Source organism: Streptomyces sp. NPDC091272 (genome assembly GCF_044757485.1).
In the GTDB taxonomy this organism is placed as follows: Bacteria; Actinomycetota; Actinomycetes; order Streptomycetales; family Streptomycetaceae; genus Streptomyces.
This window is the reverse complement of record NZ_JBIVVC010000013.1, coordinates 102,031-125,207: the sequence shown is the minus strand read 5'-3', so window position 1 is coordinate 125,207 and position 23,177 is coordinate 102,031. Positions and strand designations below refer to the sequence as shown.

General features: G+C 72.2%; 19 protein-coding genes. 14 read left to right on the top strand and 5 right to left on the bottom strand.

The window, feature by feature from the left end:
* The first annotated feature begins 162 nt into the window (after window positions 1–162).
* A complete protein-coding gene (locus tag ACIQM4_RS29455; RefSeq protein ID WP_401597757.1) occupies window positions 163–882 on the top strand; it encodes a response regulator in 720 nt (239 codons plus the stop codon).
* A gap of 129 nt (window positions 883–1,011) precedes the next feature.
* Window positions 1,012–2,757 (top strand): GAF domain-containing protein, encoded by a 1,746-nt coding sequence (locus ACIQM4_RS29450; protein WP_401597755.1) that lies wholly within the window; start codon window positions 1,012–1,014, stop codon window positions 2,755–2,757.
* A gap of 30 nt (window positions 2,758–2,787) precedes the next feature.
* Here the strand turns inward: ACIQM4_RS29450 and ACIQM4_RS29445 are convergent, their stop codons facing one another.
* Together ACIQM4_RS29445 and ACIQM4_RS29440 are read right to left on the bottom strand one after the other, a co-directional pair.
* Window positions 2,788–3,426 carry a hypothetical protein gene (locus ACIQM4_RS29445; protein ID WP_401597752.1) on the bottom strand — a complete coding sequence of 213 codons (639 nt, stop codon included), beginning with the start codon at window positions 3,424–3,426 and terminating at the stop codon, window positions 2,788–2,790.
* Between the two features lie 163 nt (window positions 3,427–3,589).
* The gene (locus ACIQM4_RS29440) at window positions 3,590–4,525 is read right to left on the bottom strand and encodes a universal stress protein (protein ID WP_401597749.1); all 936 of its coding nucleotides are present in this window, start codon (window positions 4,523–4,525) and stop codon (window positions 3,590–3,592) included.
* A gap of 255 nt (window positions 4,526–4,780) precedes the next feature.
* Between ACIQM4_RS29440 and ACIQM4_RS29435 the strand changes: the two genes are divergently transcribed.
* The 4 genes from ACIQM4_RS29435 to ACIQM4_RS29420 all read left to right on the top strand — a co-directional run bounded on the left by ACIQM4_RS29435 (window position 4,781) and on the right by ACIQM4_RS29420 (window position 11,432).
* Window positions 4,781–7,165 carry a phosphoketolase gene (locus tag ACIQM4_RS29435; RefSeq protein WP_401597745.1) on the top strand — a complete coding sequence of 795 codons (2,385 nt, stop codon included), beginning with the start codon at window positions 4,781–4,783 and terminating at the stop codon, window positions 7,163–7,165.
* Window positions 7,166–7,330: 165 nt separating this feature from the next.
* The gene (locus ACIQM4_RS29430; protein ID WP_401597742.1) at window positions 7,331–9,967 is read left to right on the top strand and encodes a cation-translocating P-type ATPase; all 2,637 of its coding nucleotides are present in this window, start codon (window positions 7,331–7,333) and stop codon (window positions 9,965–9,967) included.
* Window positions 9,968–10,104: 137 nt separating this feature from the next.
* Entirely contained in the window at window positions 10,105–10,971 is an 867-nt protein-coding gene (locus ACIQM4_RS29425) for a universal stress protein (RefSeq protein WP_401597739.1), read from the top strand.
* Between the two features lie 140 nt (window positions 10,972–11,111).
* Window positions 11,112–11,432 carry a hypothetical protein gene (locus ACIQM4_RS29420; protein WP_401597736.1) on the top strand — a complete coding sequence of 107 codons (321 nt, stop codon included), beginning with the start codon at window positions 11,112–11,114 and terminating at the stop codon, window positions 11,430–11,432.
* A gap of 128 nt (window positions 11,433–11,560) precedes the next feature.
* Here the strand turns inward: ACIQM4_RS29420 and ACIQM4_RS29415 are convergent, their stop codons facing one another.
* Window positions 11,561–12,526: a pirin family protein gene (locus ACIQM4_RS29415; protein ID WP_401597734.1), complete on the bottom strand. Its 966-nt coding sequence runs from the start codon at window positions 12,524–12,526 to the stop codon at window positions 11,561–11,563.
* Between the two features lie 235 nt (window positions 12,527–12,761).
* Between ACIQM4_RS29415 and ACIQM4_RS29410 the strand changes: the two genes are divergently transcribed.
* From ACIQM4_RS29410 to ACIQM4_RS29400, 3 genes are read left to right on the top strand one after another with little or no spacing between them, the layout of a single operon-like run.
* Window positions 12,762–13,433, top strand: coding sequence for an ABC transporter permease (locus ACIQM4_RS29410; protein ID WP_401597731.1), 672 nt, complete (start codon window positions 12,762–12,764; stop codon window positions 13,431–13,433).
* Complete coding sequence (locus ACIQM4_RS29405; protein ID WP_401597729.1) at window positions 13,430–14,104, top strand: ABC transporter permease; 675 nt, start codon at window positions 13,430–13,432, stop codon at window positions 14,102–14,104. The genes ACIQM4_RS29410 and ACIQM4_RS29405 overlap by 4 nt, the downstream gene beginning before the upstream one ends.
* Entirely contained in the window at window positions 14,101–15,039 is a 939-nt protein-coding gene (locus tag ACIQM4_RS29400) for an ABC transporter substrate-binding protein (RefSeq protein ID WP_401597727.1), read from the top strand. Before ACIQM4_RS29405 ends, ACIQM4_RS29400 begins: the two co-directional genes overlap by 4 nt.
* On the opposite strand, the gene ACIQM4_RS29395 is transcribed toward ACIQM4_RS29400, so the two are convergent.
* Window positions 15,012–15,974 carry an ion transporter gene (locus ACIQM4_RS29395; protein WP_401597724.1) on the bottom strand — a complete coding sequence of 321 codons (963 nt, stop codon included), beginning with the start codon at window positions 15,972–15,974 and terminating at the stop codon, window positions 15,012–15,014. The genes ACIQM4_RS29400 and ACIQM4_RS29395 overlap by 28 nt on opposite strands.
* A 338-nt stretch (window positions 15,975–16,312) precedes the next feature.
* Entirely contained in the window at window positions 16,313–17,476 is a 1,164-nt protein-coding gene (locus ACIQM4_RS29390; protein WP_401597722.1) for an ABC transporter ATP-binding protein, read from the bottom strand.
* Window positions 17,477–17,618: 142 nt separating this feature from the next.
* On the opposite strand from ACIQM4_RS29390, the gene ACIQM4_RS29385 reads away from it, so the two are divergent.
* The 5 genes from ACIQM4_RS29385 (at window position 17,619) to ACIQM4_RS29365 (ending at window position 23,140) form a co-directional block, all read left to right on the top strand.
* On the top strand, window positions 17,619–18,917 hold the full coding sequence (locus tag ACIQM4_RS29385; protein ID WP_401597719.1) for an alpha/beta fold hydrolase: 1,299 nt from the start codon (window positions 17,619–17,621) through the stop codon (window positions 18,915–18,917).
* 88 nt (window positions 18,918–19,005) lie between these two features.
* Window positions 19,006–19,752 carry a PIG-L deacetylase family protein gene (locus ACIQM4_RS29380; protein WP_401597716.1) on the top strand — a complete coding sequence of 249 codons (747 nt, stop codon included), beginning with the start codon at window positions 19,006–19,008 and terminating at the stop codon, window positions 19,750–19,752.
* Window positions 19,753–19,857: 105 nt separating this feature from the next.
* A complete protein-coding gene (locus tag ACIQM4_RS29375; RefSeq protein ID WP_401597713.1) occupies window positions 19,858–20,826 on the top strand; it encodes an NADPH:quinone oxidoreductase family protein in 969 nt (322 codons plus the stop codon).
* The gene (locus ACIQM4_RS29370; RefSeq protein WP_401597710.1) at window positions 20,823–22,004 is read left to right on the top strand and encodes an acyl-CoA dehydrogenase family protein; all 1,182 of its coding nucleotides are present in this window, start codon (window positions 20,823–20,825) and stop codon (window positions 22,002–22,004) included. Before ACIQM4_RS29375 ends, ACIQM4_RS29370 begins: the two co-directional genes overlap by 4 nt.
* Window positions 22,001–23,140: an acyl-CoA dehydrogenase family protein gene (locus ACIQM4_RS29365; RefSeq protein WP_401597707.1), complete on the top strand. Its 1,140-nt coding sequence runs from the start codon at window positions 22,001–22,003 to the stop codon at window positions 23,138–23,140. The genes ACIQM4_RS29370 and ACIQM4_RS29365 overlap by 4 nt, the downstream gene beginning before the upstream one ends.
* Window positions 23,141–23,177 lie beyond the last annotated feature (37 nt).

Below are 23,177 nucleotides of genomic sequence, written 5' to 3'. Positions count from 1 at the left end.
GCCGACGGTGAGCGCGGAGGTCATGGGCCGGACGGGCCTGCCCCGGCCGGTTGTGCGGCGCAGACCGGTCGTCGGCAGCACGGGCGATGCGGCATCCTTGGGTGGGCGGGGGCCACTGTCCTCGCCGCCTGCGCGACCGACAGCAGCTCTGAGGAGCGGTCCATGCCGGACAGCGTTCCACGCGGCCCTGAGAATCCGATCCGGGTCTTCCTCCTCGACGATCACGAAGTGGTCCGACGCGGTGTACGCGATCTTCTCGGGGACGAACCCGACATCACCGTCGTCGGCGAGGCGGGGACGGCGGAGCAGGCACTGACGCGGGTTGCGGCCCTGCGCCCGGACGTCGCCGTGCTCGACGTACGGCTTCCCGACGGCAACGGCGTGGACGTGTGCCGGGAACTGCGCTCGCGCATGCCCGAGATCGCCTGTCTGATGCTGACGTCCTTCGACGAGGAGGAAGCCCTGCTCGACGCGGTCATGGCCGGCGCATCCGGATACGTGCTCAAGCTCATCCAGGGCGGCGACCTCGTCGCCGCGGTGCGCACGGTGGGCTCCGGCCGTTCCATGCTCGATCCCACCGCTGCCGCGCGCCTGATGTCACGCCTACGGTGGGGAGACCGCGAGGAGCCGGAAACGGACGCTCTGCACGGTCTGACGGACCGCGAGCGTGACGTACTCGCCCTGATAGGTGAAGGACTGACCAACCGTGAGATCGGCAGCCGGCTCTACCTCGCCGAGAAGACGATCAAGAACCACATCTCCCGCCTGCTGGCCAAGCTCGGCGTGGAACGGCGGGTGCAGGCAGCGGTCATCGCCGCACAGGTGCCCCGTGCGGCGGACGGCGAGGTGCGCCACGGCGAGCGCCGGCCCGGACAGCGGTAGCCGCGGCGGGATCGCGAGCCGGTGGACCTGTCAGCCTCCCCGTCCTGAGGGCGGGGCATCGCCGCACGGCGCCGGGGCATTCGTACTCCTGACGGTGCGTCTTCCGTCGTGGCCCGAGGAGAACTACCGGTGACGCGTACCCAGGACGGCGGCCCGCAGGGCGAGCAGAGTCAGGACGCAGAGCGGCTTGCGCTCCTCCAGCATCGGCTGGACGCGTCGCAGAGCACCCGGGGACGGATCCAGGACTTGATGGAAGTGGTGATGTCCGTCGGCAGGGACCTGGACCTGGAACACGTCCTGCGGCACGTGGTGAAGGCGGCGACGACGCTGGTGCACGCCCGGTACGGGGCCCTCGGCGTCATCGGACCCGACCGCGAGAAGCTGGTCCAGTTCCTTACCGTCGGCACGGACGACGCGGACGCCGCAGTGATCGGCTCGTTGCCGTCCGGCCACGGCATCCTCGGCGAGCTGATCGCGCACCCCGAGCCTCTGCGGCTGGCGAAACTCTCGGAGCACGCGTCCTCGCGCGGATTTCCCGCCGGCCACCCCCCGATGAACAGCTTCCTCGGCGTACCGATCCGGATACGGGGCCAGGTGTACGGCAATCTCTACCTCACCGAGAAGCTGGGCGGTGCCGACTTCGACGCCGAGGACGAGTCGACCCTGATCACCCTCGCCGTCGCGGCGGGGGTGGCCATCGACAACGCCCGCCAGTACGAGAGGTCCCAGCAGCGCGAATGGTGGCTCCAGGCGACGGCCGAGGTCACACACAGCCTTCTGTCCGGCAGCCCGCGCGGCGCCGTGCTGGCTCTGGTCGCCGACCGTGCGCGGGAGATAGCCGGCGCCGACCTGGTCGTGGTGGCATTGCCCACGGCCGACCGGGACTCCTTCGTCGTGGAACTGGCCAGTGGACAGGAGGCCGACACCTGCCGGGGCCGGCGACCGGCCATGACCGGCGGACTGATCGGCGCGGCGTTCACCCGTGCGGTCCCGGTCACCAGCGAGGAGATGGATGTTCCCCCGTTCGGGGGAGAGCCGGACGGACCGACCGGACTGGGTCCCTCCGTAGCAGTGCCCATCGGTACCGGAGCCGGCGTACGCGGCGTTCTGCTGCTCGTCCGCGCCCCGGGGCGGACGCCGTTCGCCCCCGAGGAGACCCGGCCCGTGCTGGGCTTCGCCGGCACGGCCGCCGTGGCCATGGAACTCGCGGAACGCCGCAGCGATGTCGAGCAGATCGCACTTCTGGAGGAACGTGACCGTATCGCCCGCGACCTCCATGACCTGGCGATCCAGCGGCTGTTCGCCACGGGGATGACGCTGCAGAGCGCCGGGCGCTTCATCGATCACCCGGAGGCGTCGGAACGGGTGGAGCGAGCGGTCGACGACCTGGACGAAACCATCAAGATCATCCGTTCCACGATCTTCGGCCTCCGTTCGCACGCGGCCGGAACGGGGGAGAGCCTGCGTGCCCGTACGGTGCGGGCCGTCGCGGAGGCGGCCGCGGGATTGGGTTTCTCTCCCAGCCTGCGCGAGGAGGGGCTGCTCGACACCCAGGTTTCCCGGTTCGTCGCCGATCACGTCGTGGCCGTTCTGGGGGAGAGCCTGGCGAACATCGCCCGCCACGCGCACGCGACCCGGGTGGACGTGATCCTGCAGACCGACGGCCGAGAGGTTGTCCTCACCGTCACCGACAACGGGGTCGGGATCGGCGGGGGCGGCCGCCGCAGTGGCCTGCGAAACCTGTCGGACCGTGCCGAACGCTGCGCCGGTACGCTGGAGCTGTCCTCGCCGGACGACGGCGGGACACTTCTGGTGTGGCGTGTTCCCGTGGTCGGGCGCGTGGGGCGCAACACCCGTCCTGCGGCCCTTTCCTGAGCCGGCCCGGTCGGCGAGGCGCCGCCGGGCTCAGCGCAGCAGGCGGTTGCGGTCCACGAGGGGCAGGCGTGCCCATGCGGCCCCCAGGCCCCAGGTGCGCCCGGCCTGTGCCACGGCGAGCAAGACGAGGACGACGGCGTACAGCACGTGATAGTCGATGAACGGGTTCGTCGACATGCTGGGCGAGCCGTCGGACAGATGGCGGGCCGGCGGCCACTCCGCCACCCACATCAGCGTCATCATGGCTGTGCCCGCGAGTGCCGCGAGCCGGAGGGCGACACCGCTCGCCAGCGCCGCGCCGATGCCCAGCAGACCCAGCATGAAGGCCCAGTCCGCCCACGCGGCGCCGGCCCAGGTGTGGAAGGTGCTCTCCATCGGTCCGGACGAGACGCCGCTGAGGAAGCCCCTCGTCGGGGAGCCACCCTCGGTCCAGCCTCTGCCGGCCCCCGTCGCGTACCCCAGACCGAAGATCTTGTCGACGAACGCCCACAAGAAGGTGAACGCGGTGAGGAGGCGGAGCACCGCGGCGGTACGTGCCAAGGCGCGGGCGGACGTGCTCGCGCCGTCATGAGCGGCCGTTCCGCCTGCGGCCGCCTGCCCCGCCGTGGGCCGGGGGGTGGCAGAGGGGCGCAGGCCCGTGAGCCGTCGCGGATTCTGGTGCAGCGTCATGGTCTTCTCACCCTTGCTCGTGCCACGCGAGATGCGTGTGCTCCGTCCAGACTGGCCGGTGTGCCTGGCGCCGTGAGAGGCCCGGCCGGTCCCCGGGAACACGCCGAAGGTCCCTGTCCGGCGCGCGACCCCCGGCCGTTCGGCCGGAGAGCGGACCGTGGGCTCAGGCGTGCGGCACCACGGCCGTCGGACAGCGGGCGTGGTGCACGGCCGCGTGGATCACCGGCCAGGTGCGGGGGCCGGGACCGAGCCCGTCGCCCCGGCCGAGGACCAGAAGCCCCGCCCCCGACGCGGCGTGCAGCAACAGGCTCTGGGCACGGCCCCGGCGAACCGCCGTCGTCACCGTTGTCTGCGGATACTTCCTGCGCCATGGTTGCACCAGGGCGTCGAGAGCCGACTCGTGCTGCGCCATCACCTCGGTGCCGTCCGCGGCACCTGGCCCCGTCGCCGAGATCGGCGGTCGACGGTATCCGTGGAGGACCCGCAGGGCGGCCCCTCGCGACCAGGCCGACGCGAAAGCGAACTCGACAGCCTCGTCGCAGGGGTGTGCCAGGTCGACCCCGAGGACTATGTCGCGGTACGGCGTAGCCGTCGAGCTGCGCCCCTCGGCGTTCAACAGATGTGCGTCATCGGCGTGTTCACCCGCACGCACCAGGACGACCGGTGTGGTCGACCGCACGGTGAGATGCAGTGCCGCCGATCCCGCCAGATAGCCGGTGGAACCGCTGAGACCGCGCGATCCGAGGACGAGGAGCCCCGCGTCGCGGGACGCCCCGAGCAGTACGGCCGGCGCGGGCCCCTCGCTCTGTGCCTCCTCGACGGGTAACTGCGGATACAGCGCGCCGAGATGGTCATGGGCCTCGCGCAGGATGCGCTGTGCCCAGTGGCGTTGGCCTGCCGTCGAGGGGAGGGCGGCGGAGAGTGCTGGGGGCCGCGCCCAGGCGTGGACGAGGCGCAGCGCCACACCACGGCGCTGCGCCTCCCGCGCAGCCCAGCCGGCGGCGGCGAGGCTCTCGGGGGATCCGTCGATGCCGGCGATGACGGGTCGGAGCATGGTGCTCGCCTCCTGCTGGGTGCGGTTCTCACGGATCGGGGCCACGACTCGTTCACCCGAGCCTCACACCGGCAGCAGTGACGTAAGAGAGGCCGCCCGGCACCTGCGTGGGGCCGAACGGCCCTCCCCGCGTGCTCGCCGTGGCGACGAGGATGAGGAACACCCCGACGCCGCCCCGGCGGTCACCGCGGCCGGAAGACCGCTTTGGCGCAGCGGCGGCCGTCGCCGTCCGGCGACTTCGGACACCGGCTCGGCGGGCAGGACGATTCGGCCGGCCCGGCATCAGACAAGGAGCGAGACATGTCCACTCTTGTCCGGGAGCACGACCACTACCTCGACGGCGCCGCCCTCGCGTCACTGGACGCGCACTGGCGCGCCGCGAACTACCTGGCGGTCGGCCAGATCTACCTGATGTCCAACCCGCTCCTCAAGGAGCCGCTGCTGCCCGAGCACATCAAACCCCGGCTGCTGGGGCACTGGGGAACCTCGCCCGGCCTGAACCTGGTCCACACCCACCTCAACCGGGTGGCCCGTGAGCGCGGGCAGGACACCGTCTGTGTCTGGGGGCCGGGCCACGGCGGACCTGCCGTCCTGGCGAACTCCTGGCTGGAAGGCACGTACTCCGAGACCTATCCGGACGTGCCCCGGGACGAGGACGGCATGGCCCGGCTCTTCCGGCAGTTCTCCTTCCCGGGTGGCGTCCCCAGCCACGTGGCACCGGAGACGCCCGGTTCGATCCACGAGGGGGGTGAGCTGGGTTACTCCCTGTCCCACGCCTACGGCGCGGCCCTGGACAACCCGGACCTGCTGGTCGGGTGCGTGATCGGCGACGGGGAGGCCGAGACCGGCCCTCTGGCGGCGTCGTGGCACTCCAACAAGTTCCTCGACCCGGTCCACGACGGGGCCGTCCTGCCGATCCTGCACCTCAACGGTTACAAGATCGCCAACCCGACCGTGCTCGCCCGTCTGCCCAGGGAGGAACTCGACGCCTTCCTGCGAGGGGTGGGCCATGAGCCCCTGCACGTCGAGGGCGACAACCCGCTGCGGGTGCACAGCGCCATGGCGCACGCGATGGACACCGCACTCGACCGGATCGGGACGGCGCAGCGGCGGGCCCGCGACGAGGGCGTGACCGGGCGCGTGCGCTGGCCGATGATCGTGCTCCGTACGCCCAAGGGCTGGACGGGGCCCGCCGAGGTTGACGGAGTGCCCGTCGAGGGAACGTGGCGCGCCCATCAGGTTCCCCTGACCGCCGTACGCGAGAACCCGGACCACCTGCGCCAGTTGGAGCGGTGGCTACGTTCCTACCGGCCCGAGGAACTCTTCGACGAAGCCGGACGGCCGTGCCGGGCCGTACTGGAATGCGTACCCGACGGAACGCGCCGGCTCGGCGCCAGCCCGCACGCCAACGGCGGCCTGCTCGTCCGCGACCTGCCGATTCCGCCGCTGGAGCGGTACGCCGTCGCCGTCGACAAGCCCGGCGCCACCCTGCACGAGCCCACCCGCGTCCTGGGCGACCTCGTCGAAGGGGTCATGGAGAACACCGCGCAGCGCCGCGACTTCCGGCTCGTGGGACCTGACGAGACCGCCTCCAACCGGCTGCAGGCAGTGTACGGGGCGACCGGCAAGGCCTGGCAGGCGCAGACCCGGAACACCGACGAACACCTGGACCCGCACGGCCGGGTGATGGAGATCCTCTCCGAACACACCTGCCAGGGCTGGCTGGAGGGCTACCTCCTCACCGGCAGGCACGGACTCTTCTCCTGTTACGAAGCGTTCGTCCACATCATCGACTCCATGGTCAACCAGCACATCAAGTGGCTGCGCACCTCCCGCCGGCTGCCCTGGCGGCGACCCATCGCCTCCCTCAACTATCTGCTCACGTCGCACGTCTGGCGCCAGGACAGCAACGGCTTCTCCCACCAGGACCCCGGTTTCATCGACCACGTCCTCAACAAGTCGCCCGAGGTCGTACGGGTCTACCTGCCGCCGGACGCCAACACCCTGCTGGCCGTGGCGGACCACGTGCTGCGCTCCCGTGACCGCGTCAACGTGGTGGTGGCGGGCAAGCAACCGTGCTTCGACTGGCTGACACTCGAAGAGGCCCGTGGCCACTGCGCCCGCGGCGCGGGGATCTGGGACTGGGCCGGCAGCGAGAACCCCCGGGGGGAACCCGACGTCGTCCTCGGGTGCGCCGGGGACGTGCCCACCCTGGAAGTCATGGCCGCCGCCCAGCTCCTGCGGCGCCGTCTTCCCGAGCTCGCCGTCCGGGTCGTCAACGTGGTCGACCTGGCACGTCTGCTGCCGGACGAGGAGCACCCGCACGGCATGTCCGGCGCGGAATACGACGCCCTGTTCACCCCGGACAGGCCCGTCGTCTTCGCCTACCACGGCTACCCGTGGCTGATCCACCGCCTCACCTACCGACGCACCGGACACGCGAATCTGCACGTGCGCGGGTACAAGGAGGAGGGCACCACGACCACGCCCTTCGACATGGTGGTGCGCAACGACCTCGACCGCTACCGGCTGGTCATGGACGTCATCGACCGTGTCCCCGGCCTCGCCGTCCGGGCCGCTGCGGTGCGCCAGGAAATGGCGGACGTACGACTGCGCCACCACGCCTGGATCCGCGCACACGGCACCGATCTCCCCGAGGTCGGCGACTGGACCTGGACCAACTGACCCCCGGAGCGGGAGGACGGCGTCGTGCGGGCGACCGGTCGCGGCGTGGGCTGCGCGCCGCGACCGGGTCACTCGGCGCACACCGCCTCACGTCACGGAGCCCGCCACCTGCCCGTGTCACGAAAGCCGAACCCGTGACGCCGGACCCGAACAGCCGGAGCTCTCATGCCGCTGACGTCCGACCCTCGTCCCGACCCCACCCGTGAGAAGGGCCTGAGCAGCGAACAGGCCGCCCACCTGCTGTCCGCGTACGGGCGCAACGCACTCGCCCCGCCACCCGCCGTCTCCCTGCGGTCCCGGGTGCTCGCACAGCTCCGGGACCCGCTGATCATCGTCCTGCTCGTCGCGGTCGCACTGACCATCGTCACCGCGGACTACGCCGACGCGGTCATCATCGGTGTGGTCGTCCTGTTCAACACCACCGTCGGGGTGGTGCAGGAGGTCCGGGCCGACAACGCGGTCGCGGCACTCTCCGCCATGACGGCGCCGACCGCGCGGGTCCTTCGGGACGGCGCGGAGCAGGAAGTCGCATCCGCCGAGGTCGTGCCGGGCGACGCCCTGACGCTCGGCGAGGGCGACATCGTGCCGGCCGACGCCATCCTTGTGCAGGCCGCCGCACTCCTGGTCGACGAATCGACCCTGACTGGCGAATCCGTACCGGTGGACAAGGACGCCCGGAGCGAGGACCCGGAATCCGCGCAGCTGCGGGCCGGGACCGTGGTGGTGCGCGGCCGGGCCGTGGCCACCGTCACCGCGACCGGGGCGCACAGCGCCCTGGGCGTCATCGCCGCCTCGCTGCACCCCAGGCAGCAACTGACCCCCCTGCAGAAGCGCCTGGCCGGACTCGGCAGGGTACTCGCCCTTGTCACCGTCGGGCTGTGCCTCCTGGTGCTGGCCCTGGGGCTGCTGCGCGGCCAGGCGCTGGAACTCATGGCCGTCACCGCGATCAGCCTTGTCGTCGCGGCCGTCCCCGAGTCTCTGCCGGCCGTGGTGACGCTCGGGCTGGCCCTGGGCGCACGGCGGATGGCCTCCCGCAATGCGGTGGTGCGCCGCCTCTCGGCCGTCGAGACCCTCGGTTCGGTCACCGTCCTCGCCACCGACAAGACCGGAACCCTCACCGAGGGCCGCATGCTCCTCGAAAGGGTCTGGACCCCGCACGGCTCCGTCACCGTCTCCGGAGCCGGGTACGAGCCGGTGGGTCACTTCCTGGAGGCCGGCCTTCCGCCCGCCCCCGCTCTGTCCGACGCAGTACGGGAAGTCCTGGTCGCAGGCGCGTTGTGCAACGACGCCTCGCTCGTCCCGCCCACCGGGCCCGCCGTCCCGTGGGCCGCACTCGGCGACCCGACCGAAGCCGCCCTGCTGGCCGGCGCCGCAAAGGCCGGCTGCGCCCGGGAGGACCTCGTCCCCACCCGGCCCCGGGTCGGCGAGATTCCCTTCGACAGCCTCCGCAAGCGCATGACCACGCTGCACGGCACACCGGAAGGGACGATTGGCGTCTACCTCAAGGGCGCCCCGGAGGCGGTGCTGGAGCCGTCCGTCCTCGACGAGGAACCCGGCGTGGTGCGCACCGCGCGTGAGGAGGCGGCCTCCCTGTCCGCCGAGGGGTACCGCGTCCTGGCGGTCGCGGCGGGGACCCGCGCCGCCGTGCCGGACCCCGTGGCGACGAGCGAGAGCGGCTTGCGGCTGCTGGGACTCGCGGCCATCAGCGACCCGCCCAAGGAAGCGGCCGGGGCGACGGTGCGAGCCTGCCGCGGCGCGGGCATCACCTCCGTTCTCATCACCGGGGACCACCCGGCGACCGCCCGCGCGATCGCGGTACGCGTCGGCATCCTGGACGCCGCCGAGGCAGAGCGGCAGGGCCTGGTGGTCACCGGGCAGGAACTGGCGGCGGGGAAGGTCTCCGACCTCACCCGGGTCCGGGTCTTCGCCCGCGCCACGCCCCAGCAGAAGCTGGACATCGTCGAAGCGTGGCAGGCCAGGGGCGAGGTCACCGCCATGACCGGCGACGGCGTCAACGACGGCCCCGCCCTGCGCCAGGCGGACATCGGCGTCGCCATGGGCCGCAGGGGCACCGAAGTCGCCCGGCAGGCCGCCGACCTGGTCCTCGCCGACGACGAACTGACGTCAGTCGTCGCGGCCGTGGAAGAAGGGCGCCGGGTCTACGCCAACATCCGCCGTTTCCTGCTCTACGCCCTGGCAGGCGGCGCGGCAGAGATCCTGATCATGCTCCTCGGCCCGCTGATCGGTCTCGCGCTGCCCCTGCGCGCCGGACAGATCCTCTGGATCAACCTCCTCACACACGGCCTGACGGGGGTGGCCATGGGAGCCGAACCGGCATCCCCCGACGCGATGCGCCGCCCGCCCCGCCGGCCGCGCCGGCACGTACTCGGTGACGGCCTGTGGCAGCGCGTCCTGCGGCTGTCGATTCTCGTCACGGCCATGTGCCTCGGTGCCGGCCTGTGGCTGCGGCACACCGGCGGCCCCTGGCAGACGGTGCTGTTCCTGGCACTGCTGGCCGCCCAGCTCGGAGTGGCACTGGGGCTGCGCGAGCGGGTGTTCACCCGCCGCAACCTCTCCCTTCCGGCCGCCGTGCTGACCGCGGCCGCCCTGGGCGTCGCCGCCGCCTACGTACCCCTACTCGCGAGCCTGCTGGGCACCTCGTCCCCGTCCTGGCCGGACCTCGGTATCGCCGCAGGGGCCGGCCTTGTCGCCTTCGCCGCGGCACGTACGGAAGGCCACCTGGCGAGGGTCCGTGACACATCCCGCGCGGCGGCCGACGCGTCCCGCCCGGACAGGGCCTGATCCGACGGGGGACCATCGGCCCGGGGCGGTGGACCGGTCGGCCCCGGTACCGGCGGACCCCGGCTTGCAAGGCTTCACCACACCACGTCAGTAAGTCCGCTGAGACATCAGGTTCAGCGGCAGCACCGGGAGGCGACATGTCAGGCACCATCACCGCAGGGCTGGATGGAACCGATCATGCCCTGGCAGCCGCGGACTGGGCGGCACAGGAGGCGACGCGCCGGGGCGCGAGCCTTCGGCTGGTGCACGCCTGGGTGTGGCGCGCCACCGACGTGGGGTACGTCGGGGACCGCCCGGCAGAGGAGCGCTGGGTACGCAACGTACTCGACGAGGCCAAGGCCCGTGTCGCCAAGCAGCACCCGCACCTGGACGTCACCACCGAACTGCTGGCGCAGGACCCGGTACCCACCCTCGTCACCGAGGTCGCACGCGCCGAGATGCTGGTACTGGGTTCACGCGGTTACGGCGCATTCGCCGGACATCTGGTGGGATCGGTCTCGCTGCAGGTGCTGCGGCAGGCCTCCGGACCGGTCGTCATGGTCAGGGAACCCGGTGGTGACGGGGCGGCGCAGCCCCCCGAAGTGGTGATCGGCGTCCAGGATCTCGGAAACGACGGTGACGCGGTCCTCGGATTCGCGTTCACCGTCGCGGCGGAACGGGGAGCAACGCTGCGCGTCGTGCACGCGTGGAGCGTCCCGACAGCCCTCGCCTGGAGCCCTGGCGCGTTGTATCTGGCCGAGGAGGCGAACGGTCTGGCGGAGCTCAACAAGGGACTTCTGGCGGACACCCTCAAGCCGTGGCGGGTCAAGTATCCGCAGGTGGAAGTCGCCGAGCAGGTCGAGATCGGCTCGGCCTCCGGGGTACTGCTGTCGCACAGCGGGAGCGCCGACCTCGTCGTGGTGGGACGCCGCAGGCACGGCGAGCGGGTGCGACGTCTCGGGCCGGTCACCCACGCCGTGCTGCACCACGCCCGCGCCCCGGTGGCGGTCGTGCCGCACGACTGACGGCTGCGGGGACCAGGACCTCGGGCATACCGGAGTACGGTGGCAGTGCCGGGCGTATCCCGCACGCCGTCGTCCCTTTCGGTGTCGCTCTCGGAGAACGGCAAGTCCGGGGCCCATCGGCTCCCGAGGACGTAGGACCGATGTATTCGCAATCCTCCATCTCCAGCCACCGCGGCGGCCGTCCGGCGCCGACGGAAGAGACGCTCCACGGCCTGACCTGCGTCATCTGCGGTGCCGACTACCGAACCACGCCGAGCGCGGACGCGGTGTCGGTCTCGCACGGAACCGAGGGGTCCGTGCTGGCCTGCGCGGGCGTGTGCGCCCGGATGGCCGGTGGGCCCACCACCGGCCCCAAGGACACGCCACTGCCGCTGGCCGAGCGCGTACGGCGGTACGAGGCCGGGCGCGCCCGGAGGCAGGCCGACGAGGCGCAGGCCGACCCGCCGGGACGCGACGCCTGAGTTCCGGGCCCTGCCGCACGGCGGGACTGCTCAACGCGTCGTGCAGTCGGCCCGGTTGCGGCGGTGGGCGTGGAGACGGCGCTCCGGTCATCCCGTCACCCGGGTCGAACGCACCGCGCGTGGGTGGTTCAGCGAAGCCTCCCGCGCGGCTTGAGCGCCCCCGGGGGAAGCTCGGGTGCCGGCAGCGGCGCCCCCTCGTACCCCTTCACCTCGCCGAAGCGTGAGCTCTGCGTCCAGTCCGCGCGGGCCTGGGCGATCTCGTCGTGGGACCTGCCGATGAAGTTCCACCACATGACGATCTCCCGCTCGAAGGGCTCGCCGCCCAGGAGCATCAGGCCCGCGTCGGAGTCGGCGTGCAGCGGCAGTTCGGTACGACCGCAGCCCAGGTAGAGCATCGAGCCGGGGAGTACCGGCACCCCGTCCACCTGGGCCTCGCCGGACATCGAGAGCACGGCGTACTCGAAGTCCGGGTCCAGCGGGAGCGAGGTGCGGGTACCGCCCGCCAGGGCGAGGTCGGCGCCGACGATAGGGGTGTACGCGGTTCCGGGCGAGCGCGCCCCGTCCAGCTCGCCGAGGATCACGGTGGCGGTGAGACCGGGCGCGGTCACCGTCGGCAGGTCGGTGTGGTGCTGGAAGTGCGGCGCGACGTCGCGGTGGGCATCGGGCAGCGCGACCCACAACTGGGCGCCGTGCAGCAGCCTGGCGTGCTGCTTCGGGCTCTCCTCCGAGTGGCTGATGGCGCGGCCCGAGGTCATCAGACCGAGCTCGCGCGGGCGGATGGTGGCGAGGCTGCCGGTGCTGTCGCGGTGCAGGACCTCCCCCTCGTGCAGCCAGCTGACCGTCTGGAGGCCCATGTGCGGGTGCGGGGGCACCTGCATACCGGGCTCGTCCGCGATGTCGTCGGGGCCGTAGTGGTCGACGAAGGCCCAGGCGCCGACCATGCGGCGGCCCAGGTTGGGCAGCAGCCGCCGTACCTCGGTGGACCCGCCGAGCTTCACCCGGCGCGGGGAGAGAAGTTCACGCACGGGCTCCGCCGCGACGAAGCCGCGACCGCCGCACAGGGAGGGGGTGCTCTGCCGATCGAGATTGCTCATGGCGTCAACGTAGCGCCCGCACGGGCCGGGGCCACGACCTGGGCTCCCCACCCACCTCCGGGCCGGACACGCGCCGCCCCGTGGCAACCCGTACGGCCCACCACGCCGCGCGGGTTCGCGCCGCCCGGCGGCAACCCGTACGGTCCGTCGCGCCGCCGGCCCCGCGCCGTCCCGTGGCAACCCGTACGGTCCATCACGCCGCGCGGGTTCGCGTCCCGCGGGCTGCAATGGACGGGTGACCGCGCCCCCGGACGACTGCCTCGCGCGCAATGAGTGGGTCTGTGGCGCCTATCTGTCCAGCCGGCGCGAGATCCTCTGGGACGCGGTGCTCCAGCACCTTCAACTCACCGTCGTGTCGGTGCTGCTGGGGCTGGTCGTGGCTGTCCCGCTGGCGATCGCGGCCCGGCGCTGGAGATGGGCGTCGGGGCCGGTGCTCGGAGTGACGACGGTGCTCTACACCATCCCCTCGCTGGCGATGTTCTCGCTGCTGCTGCCGGTGTACGGGCTCTCCGCCTCCCTGGTGATCGCCGGGCTGGTCCTGTACTCGCTGACCCTGCTGGTACGCAACCTCCTCGCCGGGCTGCGCGCGGTGCCGGAGGAGACCCGGCAGGCCGCCCGGGGCATGGGGTACGGGCCGGCCAGGCTGCTGTTCGGTGTTGAACTCCCGCTCGCGCTGCCCGCCGCGATGGCCGGGCTCCGCATCGCCACCGTCTCCGCCGTCTCCCTCGTCACCGTCGGAGCCATCGTCGGCCACGGCGGCCTCGGCAACCTCATCTACACCGGGATGAACACCTACTTCAAGGCCCAGGTCCTCACCGCATCCGTGCTGTGCGTGATCATCGCCATCGCCGCCGACCTCGTCCTGCTCGGCGTGCAACGCCTGCTGACCCCCTGGACGCGCGTATGAACACCCTCACCGCTGCCTGGGACTGGCTCTCTGACGCCGCGCACTGGAACGGCGACGGAGGCATCTGGGACCGGCTCGGCGAACACCTCTTCCTCACCGTCGTCTGCCTGCTGCTGAGCTGCCTGATCGCGCTGCCGGTCGCCCTGGTCCTGGGCCATCTCGGCAAGGGCGGCGCACTGGCCGTGAACATCTCCAACGTGGGCCGGGCGGTGCCCACCTTTGCCGTGCTGGTGCTGCTGCTGCTCACCCCGCTGGGGACCATGGGGGAGTGGCCGACGATCATCGCGCTGGTGCTGTTCGCCGTGCCGCCGCTGCTGACCAACGCGTACGTGGGGATGCGCGGTGTCGACCAGGACACGGTGCGGGCCGCCAAGGGGATGGGCATGACCGGCCGGCAGCTCCTGTGCCAGGTGGAGCTTCCGCTCGCCCTGCCGCTGATCATGACCGGCGTACGGATCGCCGCCGTCCAGCTGGTGGCGACGGCGACGCTCGCCGCGCTGGCGGGCGGCGGCGGCCTCGGCCGGATCATCACCGCGGGCTTCAACCTCGCCAGCACCCCGCAGGTGGTGGCGGGCGCGGTCCTCGTCGCCGTCTTCGCGCTGCTGGTCGAAGGCCTCTTCGAGGTGGCGCAGCGGATGGCGCCCGAGTGGGCGAGGGGGCAGGCCGGATGAGGCGACGCCGGTACGCCGCCGCGGCCCTGCTGTTCGCCGCCACCGCCTGCACGACCGGGCCGTCCCTGGAGAACCAGGGCGAGATCACCGCCGAGCCGGGCGACAGCCACGACCTGAGCATCGGGTCGGCCGGCTTCACCGAGAGCGACCTGCTGGCCCAGATGTACTCGCTGCTCCTGGAGCGAGCGGGGTACAGCACCACCATCCTGTCCGTCGCCAACCGGGAGCTGTACGAGCCCGCTCTGGAGAGCGGCCAGATCGATGTCGTACCCGAATACGCGGCGACCTTCGCCGACTGGCTCAACGCCAAGGCCAACGGGGCGGACGCCGCCCCCGTCGGCTCACCCGACCTCGCCGCCACCATGCGGGGCCTGCGGAAACTGGCCGCGCCGCGCGGGCTCACCGTCCTGGACGCGGGCCGCGCCGTCGACCAGAACGCCTTCGCCGTCACCGCCGCCTACGCGAAGAAGCACCGCCTCAAGACGCTCAGCGACCTCGGGAGGTCCCGGCTGCCGGTGCGCCTCGCAGCCGGCGACGAGTGTGTGCAGCGCCCGTACTGCGAACCGGGGCTGAAGAAGACGTACGGCATCGACATCACCGCCGTCGACCCCAAGGGTGTCGGTACCACCCCGGCCAAGCAGGCCGTGCAGAGCGGACAGGACCAGATGGTGCTCACCACGACCACCGACGCCACCCTGGACGCGTTCGGCCTGGTCCTGCTGGACGACGACAAGCACCTGCAGAACGCCGACTACATCGTGCCCGTGGTGAACAGGGCGCAGGCGGGTTCGACGGGTGTCGCCAAGGCGCTGGGCAAGCTCAACACCGTACTGACGACCGAGGACCTGGCGGGCCTCAACCAGCAGGTGGACAGCTGGCGGCGGCTTCCGCAGGACGTCGCGCGGGCCTACCTGGAGTCCAAGCGGCTCATCTGAAGGAGCCGTTCCGCGTCCTCCAGGGCGACGCGGGCGGCCAGGATGCGGTCGTGGACACCGAACGCGTCCAGGAGATCGGCGTCCTGGGCGGGCCCGTTCGGCGCCCCCGACGACTCGTTCCGCCCGCCGTACGCGTGGTCCCGCACCTCGGGCCCCTCGTCCCGCTTCCGCTCCGAGAGGTCCGCGTCGCGCGCCTGCTCCAGGGAGTTGATGACGACGCCGATCAGCAGGTTCACCAGCAGGAAGGAGCTGAGCAGGACGTACGAGCCGTAGTAGACCAGCGACCAGGGGGAGATGAGCAGCCCCGCGTGGACCGCGTCGCCGAGCCCGTCCAGCGACATCAGGATGAAGAGGGTGACCACCGCCCGGCCGAGCGAGCCGTAGTGCTCGGGATCGGTGGCGGCGAAGCACAGCCAGCCCACCATCGCGTACACGTACAGCAGCAGCGTGCCCACCATCAGGAAGCTGGCCGTCCCCGGCAGGCACTTGCCCAGCGCGGTGACGATCACCCGCAGTTGCGGCAGGAAGCGGGCGGTGCGCAGCACCCGGAAGAGCCGCAGCAGCCGCAGCAGGGTGGTGTTGTCCCCGGTGACGGGCAGGAACGCGCACAGGACGACCGCGGCGTCGAAGACGTTCCACGGATTGCGGAAGAAGTCCCGGGGCCGGTCGGCGTGGGCTGCGGCCCGCAGCAGGACCTCCACCGTGAACACCGCGAGGAAGCAGTGCTCCAGCAGGGTCAGCGGCTCCTGCCAGCGCTGCGCGAGCCCCGAGTAGGTCTCCATGCCCAGCAGTACGGCGTTGGCGAGGATGGCCGTCATCACCAGGACCGAGAACCACGGCGCTTCGACCAGCAGCCCGGCCCTCTCCGCCAGAGCCTGCCGTCGGCCCGTACGCAGGGCACTGGAGGCGGGGATACCGCGATGCGTGTTGGTCATGAGGTCGAGTCCACCCGGCATGGTGTCGTGTAGCGGAGGGCAAGGGTCGTCCGCAGGTCTGTCCGCGAATCACACGGTTCACACCAGTCTCAGCAGTTCTCACCGCTGAGGCGGACATCGTGGACTCTTGTGCGAATGTCGCGCGTGCGGTGGAATCCCCGCGACCACCCGCTCGTTGCGCAGGGCGCCCCCGCGACCGCCCGCTCGTTGCGGAGGGCGCCCCCGCGACCGCCCGCTCGTTGCGGAGGGCGCCCCCGCGACCGCCCGCTCGTTGCGGAGGGCGCCCCCCCCGCGACCACTCGCTCGTTGCGGAGGGCGTCCCCCCGCGACGCGAGCGGTTACGCGTCCGCGACCGAGTCGAACTGCACCTCGTCGCGCGGGACGCCCTTGACGTCGGCGTCCACCGAGCGCCGCAGTGCCTCGTGCAGCTTCACCGGGGTCAGTACGCCGACCAGCCGGGCGCCGTCGAGGACCGCCACCCATCCGGCGTCCCACTGGAGCATCTCGCTGAACGCGTGCTTCAGCGGCGCGCCCACCGGCACCCACGCGTCCATCCGCCGTGCCAGGTCGCCCACCGTGCCCTCCTCGCCCGCGAGGTGCAGGTCCTCGGCGGACACCCAGCCGTGGAGTTCGCCGCGTTCGCCCAGCACGACCGCCCAGCGGGCGTCCTCGGCCCGCAGCCGGGCGGCCGCCGCGGCGACCGGCTCGCCGATACGGGCGATCGGCGGTTCCTCCAGGTCGTCCGGCTCGATGGCCGTGACCGAGAGCCGCTTGAGGCCCCGGTCGGCGCCCACGAACTGCGCCACGTAGGGCGTCGCCGGCGCTCCGAGCACCGCGGCCGGGGTGTCGAGCTGCTCGATGCGGCCCTGTCCGTACACCGCGATCCGGTCGCCCATCCGCACCGCTTCCTCCATGTCGTGCGTGACCAGCAGGACCGTCTTGCGGACGGTCGCCTGGAGGCTGAGGAACTCGTCCTGGAGCCGTTCGCGTACCACCGGGTCCACCGCGCCGAAGGGCTCGTCCATGAGCAGGACGGGCGGGTCGGCCGCCAGCGCGCGGGCCACGCCGACGCGCTGGCGCTGGCCGCCGGACAGCTGCTCGGGGTAGCGGGAGCCGTACACGGACGGATCGAGGCCCACCAGGTCCAGGAGTTCGGCTGCCCGCGCACGTGCCTTCTGCTTCTTCCAGCCGGTCAGGAAGGGGACGGTGGCGGTGTTGTCCAGGATCGTGCGGTGCGGGAAGAGACCGACCTGCTGGATGACGTAACCGATGCGGCGGCGCAGCTTCACCGGGTCGATGCGGGAGATGTCCTCGCCGGCCATCAGGATCCGGCCGCCGGAGGGTTCGATCAGCCGGTTCACCATCATCATGGTGGTCGTCTTGCCGCAGCCGGACGGGCCCACCAGTGTCACCAGCTCACCCTCGGCCACCTCGAAGGACAGGTCGTCGACGGCCGTGGTGCCGTCCGGGTACACCTTGCTGACCTGCTCGAACCGGATCATGTACGCACGCTAGGCGCGCCGGGGGCGCGGCGCACACGGACCGGGACTGTCCGGGTGGGACCGGAAGGGCCGGGAGCAGGGCCCGTCCCGTGTGTGCTGAACTGATCACCGACGATCGAACCAGGAGAGACCAGGAGCAAGAGTGACCAGTTACCGCCAGCCCGGTACCGTCCTCACCGACCACCGCTTCACCGTGCCCCTCGACCACACCCGCCCCACCGGCGAGCAGATCGAGCTGTACGCGCGCGAGGTGGTGGCCTCGGACCGGGTGGGCAGCGACCTTCCCTGGCTCGTCTACCTGGAGGGCGGCCCCGGCTTCGGCGCCCGCCGGTTCGTGGGTCGGCAAGCCTGGCTCGGCCGGGCCCTCCAGGAGTTCCGGGTCCTGCTGCTCGACCAGCGCGGCACCGGTCTCTCCAGTCCGGTCAACCGCCAGACCGTGCCGCTGCGCGGCGGACCGCGCGAACAGGCCGACTTCCTCGCCCACTTCCGGGCTGACTCCATCGTCTCGGACTGCGAGAGCATCCGGCCGCTGCTGACCGGCGGGGCGCCCTGGACGGTGCTCGGCCAGAGCTTCGGCGGCTTCTGCGCCACCCACTACCTCTCCACCGCCCCCGAGGGCCTGCAGACGGTACTCATCACGGGCGGGCTGCCCTCGCTGCACGCGGGCGCGGACGACGTCTACCGGGCTGCGTTCCCCCGCATCGCGCGCAAGACCGCCGCGCACTACGCGCGCTACCCGCAGGACGTGCAGCGGGCCAGGGACATCGCCGAACACCTCGCCGGTACCGAGACCGTCACGCCGAACGGATACCTGCTCACCCCCGAGGCGTTCCAGTCGCTGGGCATCGCGCTGGGCGGCAGCGACGGCACCCACCAGCTCCACGACCTCCTGGAGAACGCCTTCGTCCACACCCGCCAGGGGCCCGCCCTGTCCGACGCCTTCCTGGAGGCCGCACAGTCGGCGCTCTCCTTCGCGGCCCACCCGCTGTACGCGCTGCTGCACGAGTCGATCTACGGCCAGGGCGCCGGGCCCACCGCGTGGAGCGCCGAGCGGGTACGCGCCGAGTTCCCCGCCTTCGACGCGGCGAAGGCCCTCGCCGGGACCGGGCCCCTGCCGTTCACGGGCGAGAGCATCCATCCCTGGCACTTCGAGTGCGACCCTTCGCTGCGCCCCCTGCGCGAGAGCGCCGAACTCCTGGCCGAACGCGCCGACTGGGCCCCGCTGTACGACCCGGCGCGCCTGGCCGCCAACGAGGTGCCGGTCGCCGCCGCCGTCTACCACGACGACATGTACGTCGACACGGCACACTCCCTGGAGACCGCACGCTCCGTCCGCGGGCTGCGGACCTACGTCACCGACGAGTACGAGCACGACGGCGTGCGCGCGAGCGGCCACCGGGTGCTTGACCGGCTGCTGGGGCTGGCCCGCGGCGAGCTCTGAGGACGGCCCGGCACGCCCTCCGAAACCCGGTACGAACGAGGCGTGCAGGCCCGGGGCCGTCGTCCGGGACGACGCCTATCCTGCCCGTATGACCACAGACATGGCGTTCCAGCAGCTTCAGCCCATGCCCGAGGACTGGCAGCGGGCCCTTGCCGTCGTCGCGCACCCGGACGACCTGGAGTACGGGTGCGCGGCCGCGGTCGCCGCCTGGACCGACGCGGGACGCGAGGTGACGTACGTCCTCGCCAGTCGCGGCGAGGCGGGCATCGACACCCTGGATCCGGCGAAGTGCGGCCCGCTGCGCGAGCAGGAACAGCGGGCGAGTGCGGCCGTCGTGGGCGTGCGCGAGGTGGAGTTCCTCGACCACCGCGACGGGGTGATCGAGTACGGGACGGCGCTGCGCCGGGACATCACCGCCGCGATCCGCAGGCACCGGCCCGAACTGGTCATCACCCTCAACCACCGCGACACCTGGGGCACCAGTGTCTGGAACACCCCGGACCACCTCGCCGTGGGCCGCGCCACCCTGGACGCGGCGGGTGACGCGGGCAACCGCTGGATCTTCCCCGAGCTGACGGAGCACGGGCTCCAGCCCTGGGACGGGGTCCGCCGGGTGGCCGTGGCCGGGACCACCTCGCCCACCCACGCGGTCGACGCGCGGCCGGGACTGGAGCGTTCGGTGCTGTCCCTGCTCGAACACCGGTCGTACATCGAGGCGTTGACGGACGAGGACCCCGAGCAGTACTGCCGGGGTTTCCTCACCGACAACGTGCAGGCGGCGGCCCAGCGCTTCGGCGGCGTCCCGGCGGTGCCCTTCGAGGTGTTCCACCGCTGAGCGGGGGAGCGGGCCGCTGTCGGGTCCAGCCCTTCCCGGCGGGGCAAGCGACCGCTTAGTATGCGCGTGCACGGTACTGCCGACGACAGCGCGTGGAGGCCCTTGATGCAGGCATGGCGAGTGCACGAGAACGGCGAGCCGGGCGAGGTGATGCGTCTCGAAGAGGTCGAGCGGCCGACCCCCGGCGACGGGCAGCTGCTGCTCAAGGTGCGTGCCGCGAACATCAACTTCCCCGACGCGCTGCTGTGTCGCGGCGAGTACCAGGTCCGCCCGCCGCTGCCCTTCACCCCGGGCGTCGAGATCTGCGGGGAGACCGAGGACGGGCGCCGGGTCATCGCCAACCCGGCGCTACCGCACGGCGGTTTCGCCGAGTACGTCCTCGCGGACGAGGCGGCGGTTCTGCCCGCGCCCGCGTCCCTCGACGACGCGGAGGCAGCCGCCCTGCACATCGGCTACCAGACCGGCTGGTTCGGCCTGCACCGGCGCGCCCGCCTCCAGGCGGGCGAGACCCTGCTGGTGCACGCCGCCGCGGGCGGTGTCGGCAGCGCGGCCGTCCAGCTCGGCAAGGCGGCGGGAGCCACGGTGATCGGCGTGGTCGGCGGGCCGGAGAAGGTGGCGGTCGCGAGGGAGCTGGGCTGTGACGTGGTCATCGACCGCCGCACGGACAACGTCATCGGCGTGGTCAAGGAAGCCACCGGCGGGCGCGGCGCGGACGTCGTCTACGACCCGGTCGGCGGCGACGCCTACACCCAGTCCACCAAGTGCGTCGCCTTTGAGGGCCGGATCGTCGTGGTCGGCTTCGCCGGCGGTACGATCCCGGCGCCCGCGCTCAATCACGCCCTGGTCAAGAACTACGCGATCCTCGGCCTGCACTGGGGCCTCTACAACGCCAAGGACCCCGCCGCCGTCGCCGGTTGCCACACGGAACTGACCCGGCTCGCGGCCGAGGGCGCCATCAAGCCGCTGATCAGCGAACGCGTCCCGTTCAAGGATGCCGCGGCGGCGGTCCAGCGGGTCGCGGACGGCCGCAGCACCGGCCGTGTCGCCGTCGTCCCCGAGAGGAGCGCCCGATGACCGACGCTGCCGAACTCCGCGCCCGTACGAAGGAATTGATCGCCGCGCACCCGCCGGCCGGCACCGGCCGCACCGACTTCCTCAAGGCGCGCTTCGACGCGGGCCTCGCCTGGGTGCACTACCCCGTCGGTCTTGGCGGGCTCGGCGCGCCGCGCGATCTCCAGGCCGTCGTGGACGCCGAACTCGACGCGGCGGGGGCCCCGGACAACGACCCCCGCCGCATCGGCATCGGTCTGGGCATGGCCGCCCCGACGATCCTGCGCTACGGCACCGACGAGCAGAAGCAGCGCCTGCTGCGCCCGCTGTGGGTCGGCGAAGAGGTGTGGTGCCAGCTGTTCAGCGAACCGGGCGCGGGCTCCGACCTCGCCGCCCTCTCCACCCGCGCGGTGCGCGAGGGCGACAGCTGGGTGGTGAACGGGCAGAAGGTCTGGACGTCCAGCGCGCATGTCGCCCGTTGGGCCATCCTGGTCACCCGCACCGATCCCGACCAGCCGAAGCACCGGGGCATGACGTACTTCGTCTGCGACATGAGCGACCCCGGTGTCGAGGTGCGCCCGCTGCGCCAGATCACCGGCGAGGCCGAGTTCAACGAGGTCTTCCTCAGCGACGTGCGCATCCCCGACAGCATGCGGCTCGGCCCGGTGGGGGAGGGGTGGAAGGTCGCCCAGACGACCCTGATGAACGAACGCGTCTCCATCGGCGGCTCCCGCATCCCCCGCGAGGGAGGCATGATCGGCCCAGTCGCCAGGACCTGGCGCGAGCGGCCCGAGCTGCGGACCCACCCGCTGCACCAGCGGCTCCTTGAGCTGTACGTCGAGGCCGAGGTGGCCAGGCTCACCGGCGAGCGGCTGCGCCAGCAGCTCGTCGCGGGCCACCCCGGGCCCGAGGGCTCGGGGATGAAGCTCGCCTTTGCCCGCCTCAACCAGGAGATCAGTGGCCTGGAGGTCGAACTGCTCGGCGAGGAAGGCCTGTTGTACGACGACTGGACCATGCGCCGCCCCGAGCTCGTCGACTTCACCGGACGTGAGGCCGGGTACCGCTATCTGCGGGCCAAGGGCAACTCCATCGAGGGCGGCACCTCAGAGGTGCTGCTCAACATCGTCGCGGAACGCGTGCTGGGGCTGCCCTCCGAGCCCCGCACCGACAAGGACGTCGCCTGGAAGGACCTCGCCCGATGACCGAGAAGGACCACGCACCCGGCACCGGAGAGACCGTGCCGCACAAGGCCGACCTGCTGTACTCCGAGGCCGAGGAAGACCTCCGGGCGGCGGTGCGCGCCCTGCTCGCCGACCGCAACGACCCCGCGCAGGTCGTCGTCCGTGCGGAGGAGGGCACGCCGTACGACGCAGGCCTGTGGAAGGCCCTCGGGGCCGACATGGGGGTGGCCGGCCTCCTGGTGCCCGAGGAGCTGGGCGGCCAGGGCGCCTCGCACCGCGAAGCCGCCGTCGTGCTGGAGGAGTTGGGGCGGGCGATGGTCCCGGCCCCGTATCTCACCGGCTCGGTGGTGGCGACCGAGGTGCTGCTGGCCTGCGACCGGGAGCGCGGTGAAGTGGCGGGCCTGATCGCGGAGTTGGCGTCCGGGCGGCGTACCGCCGCGCCGGTCGTCCCGTTCGGGGCGGGCCCGGACTCCTTCCGGCTGCCGCAGGGGCCGCAAGGCACGGTCGCCGGGGTGGCGGACGCGGCCACCGCCGACGTCCTGCTGGTACCGACGGCCCAGGGGCTTTACGCGGTCGAGCGTTCCGGAAGCGGGGTGGCCGTCACGCCGCAGACACCGCTCGACCTGACCCGTCCGCTCGCCACCGTCACCCTCGACGGGGCGGACGCCACGCTGCTGGCGGGCCCGGACCTCTGCCGGGCGGCCCTGCGGCAAGGGCTCCTCGCGGGCGCGGGCCTCCTGGCCTCCGAGCAACTGGGCCTCGCCGAATGGTGCTTGGAGGAAACCGTCAGGTACACCAAGGAACGCCACCAGTTCAACCGCCCCGTCGGTTCGTTCCAGGCGCTCAAGCACCGGATGGCGCAGCTGTGGCTGGAGGTCGTCTCCGCGCGCGCCGCCGCCCGCAACGCCGCCGACGCGCTCGCCGCCGGCGGCCCGCAGGTGCCCCTCGCGGTGGCGGTCGCGCAGGCGTACTGCGCCAGGGTCGCCGTGCACGCGGCCGAGGAGTGCGTACAGCTGCACGGCGGGATCGGCATGACCTGGGAGCACCCGGCCCACCTCTACCTGAAGCGCGCCAAGGCGGACTCCCTCGCGTTCGGAACGGCGGGAGCCCACCGGGAGGCCGTGGGCCGGCTGGTCGACCTGCCGGCCCCGAGCTGAGTCCACCCCTGGCCTGCGGCGCTGTCCCGCCTCCCGG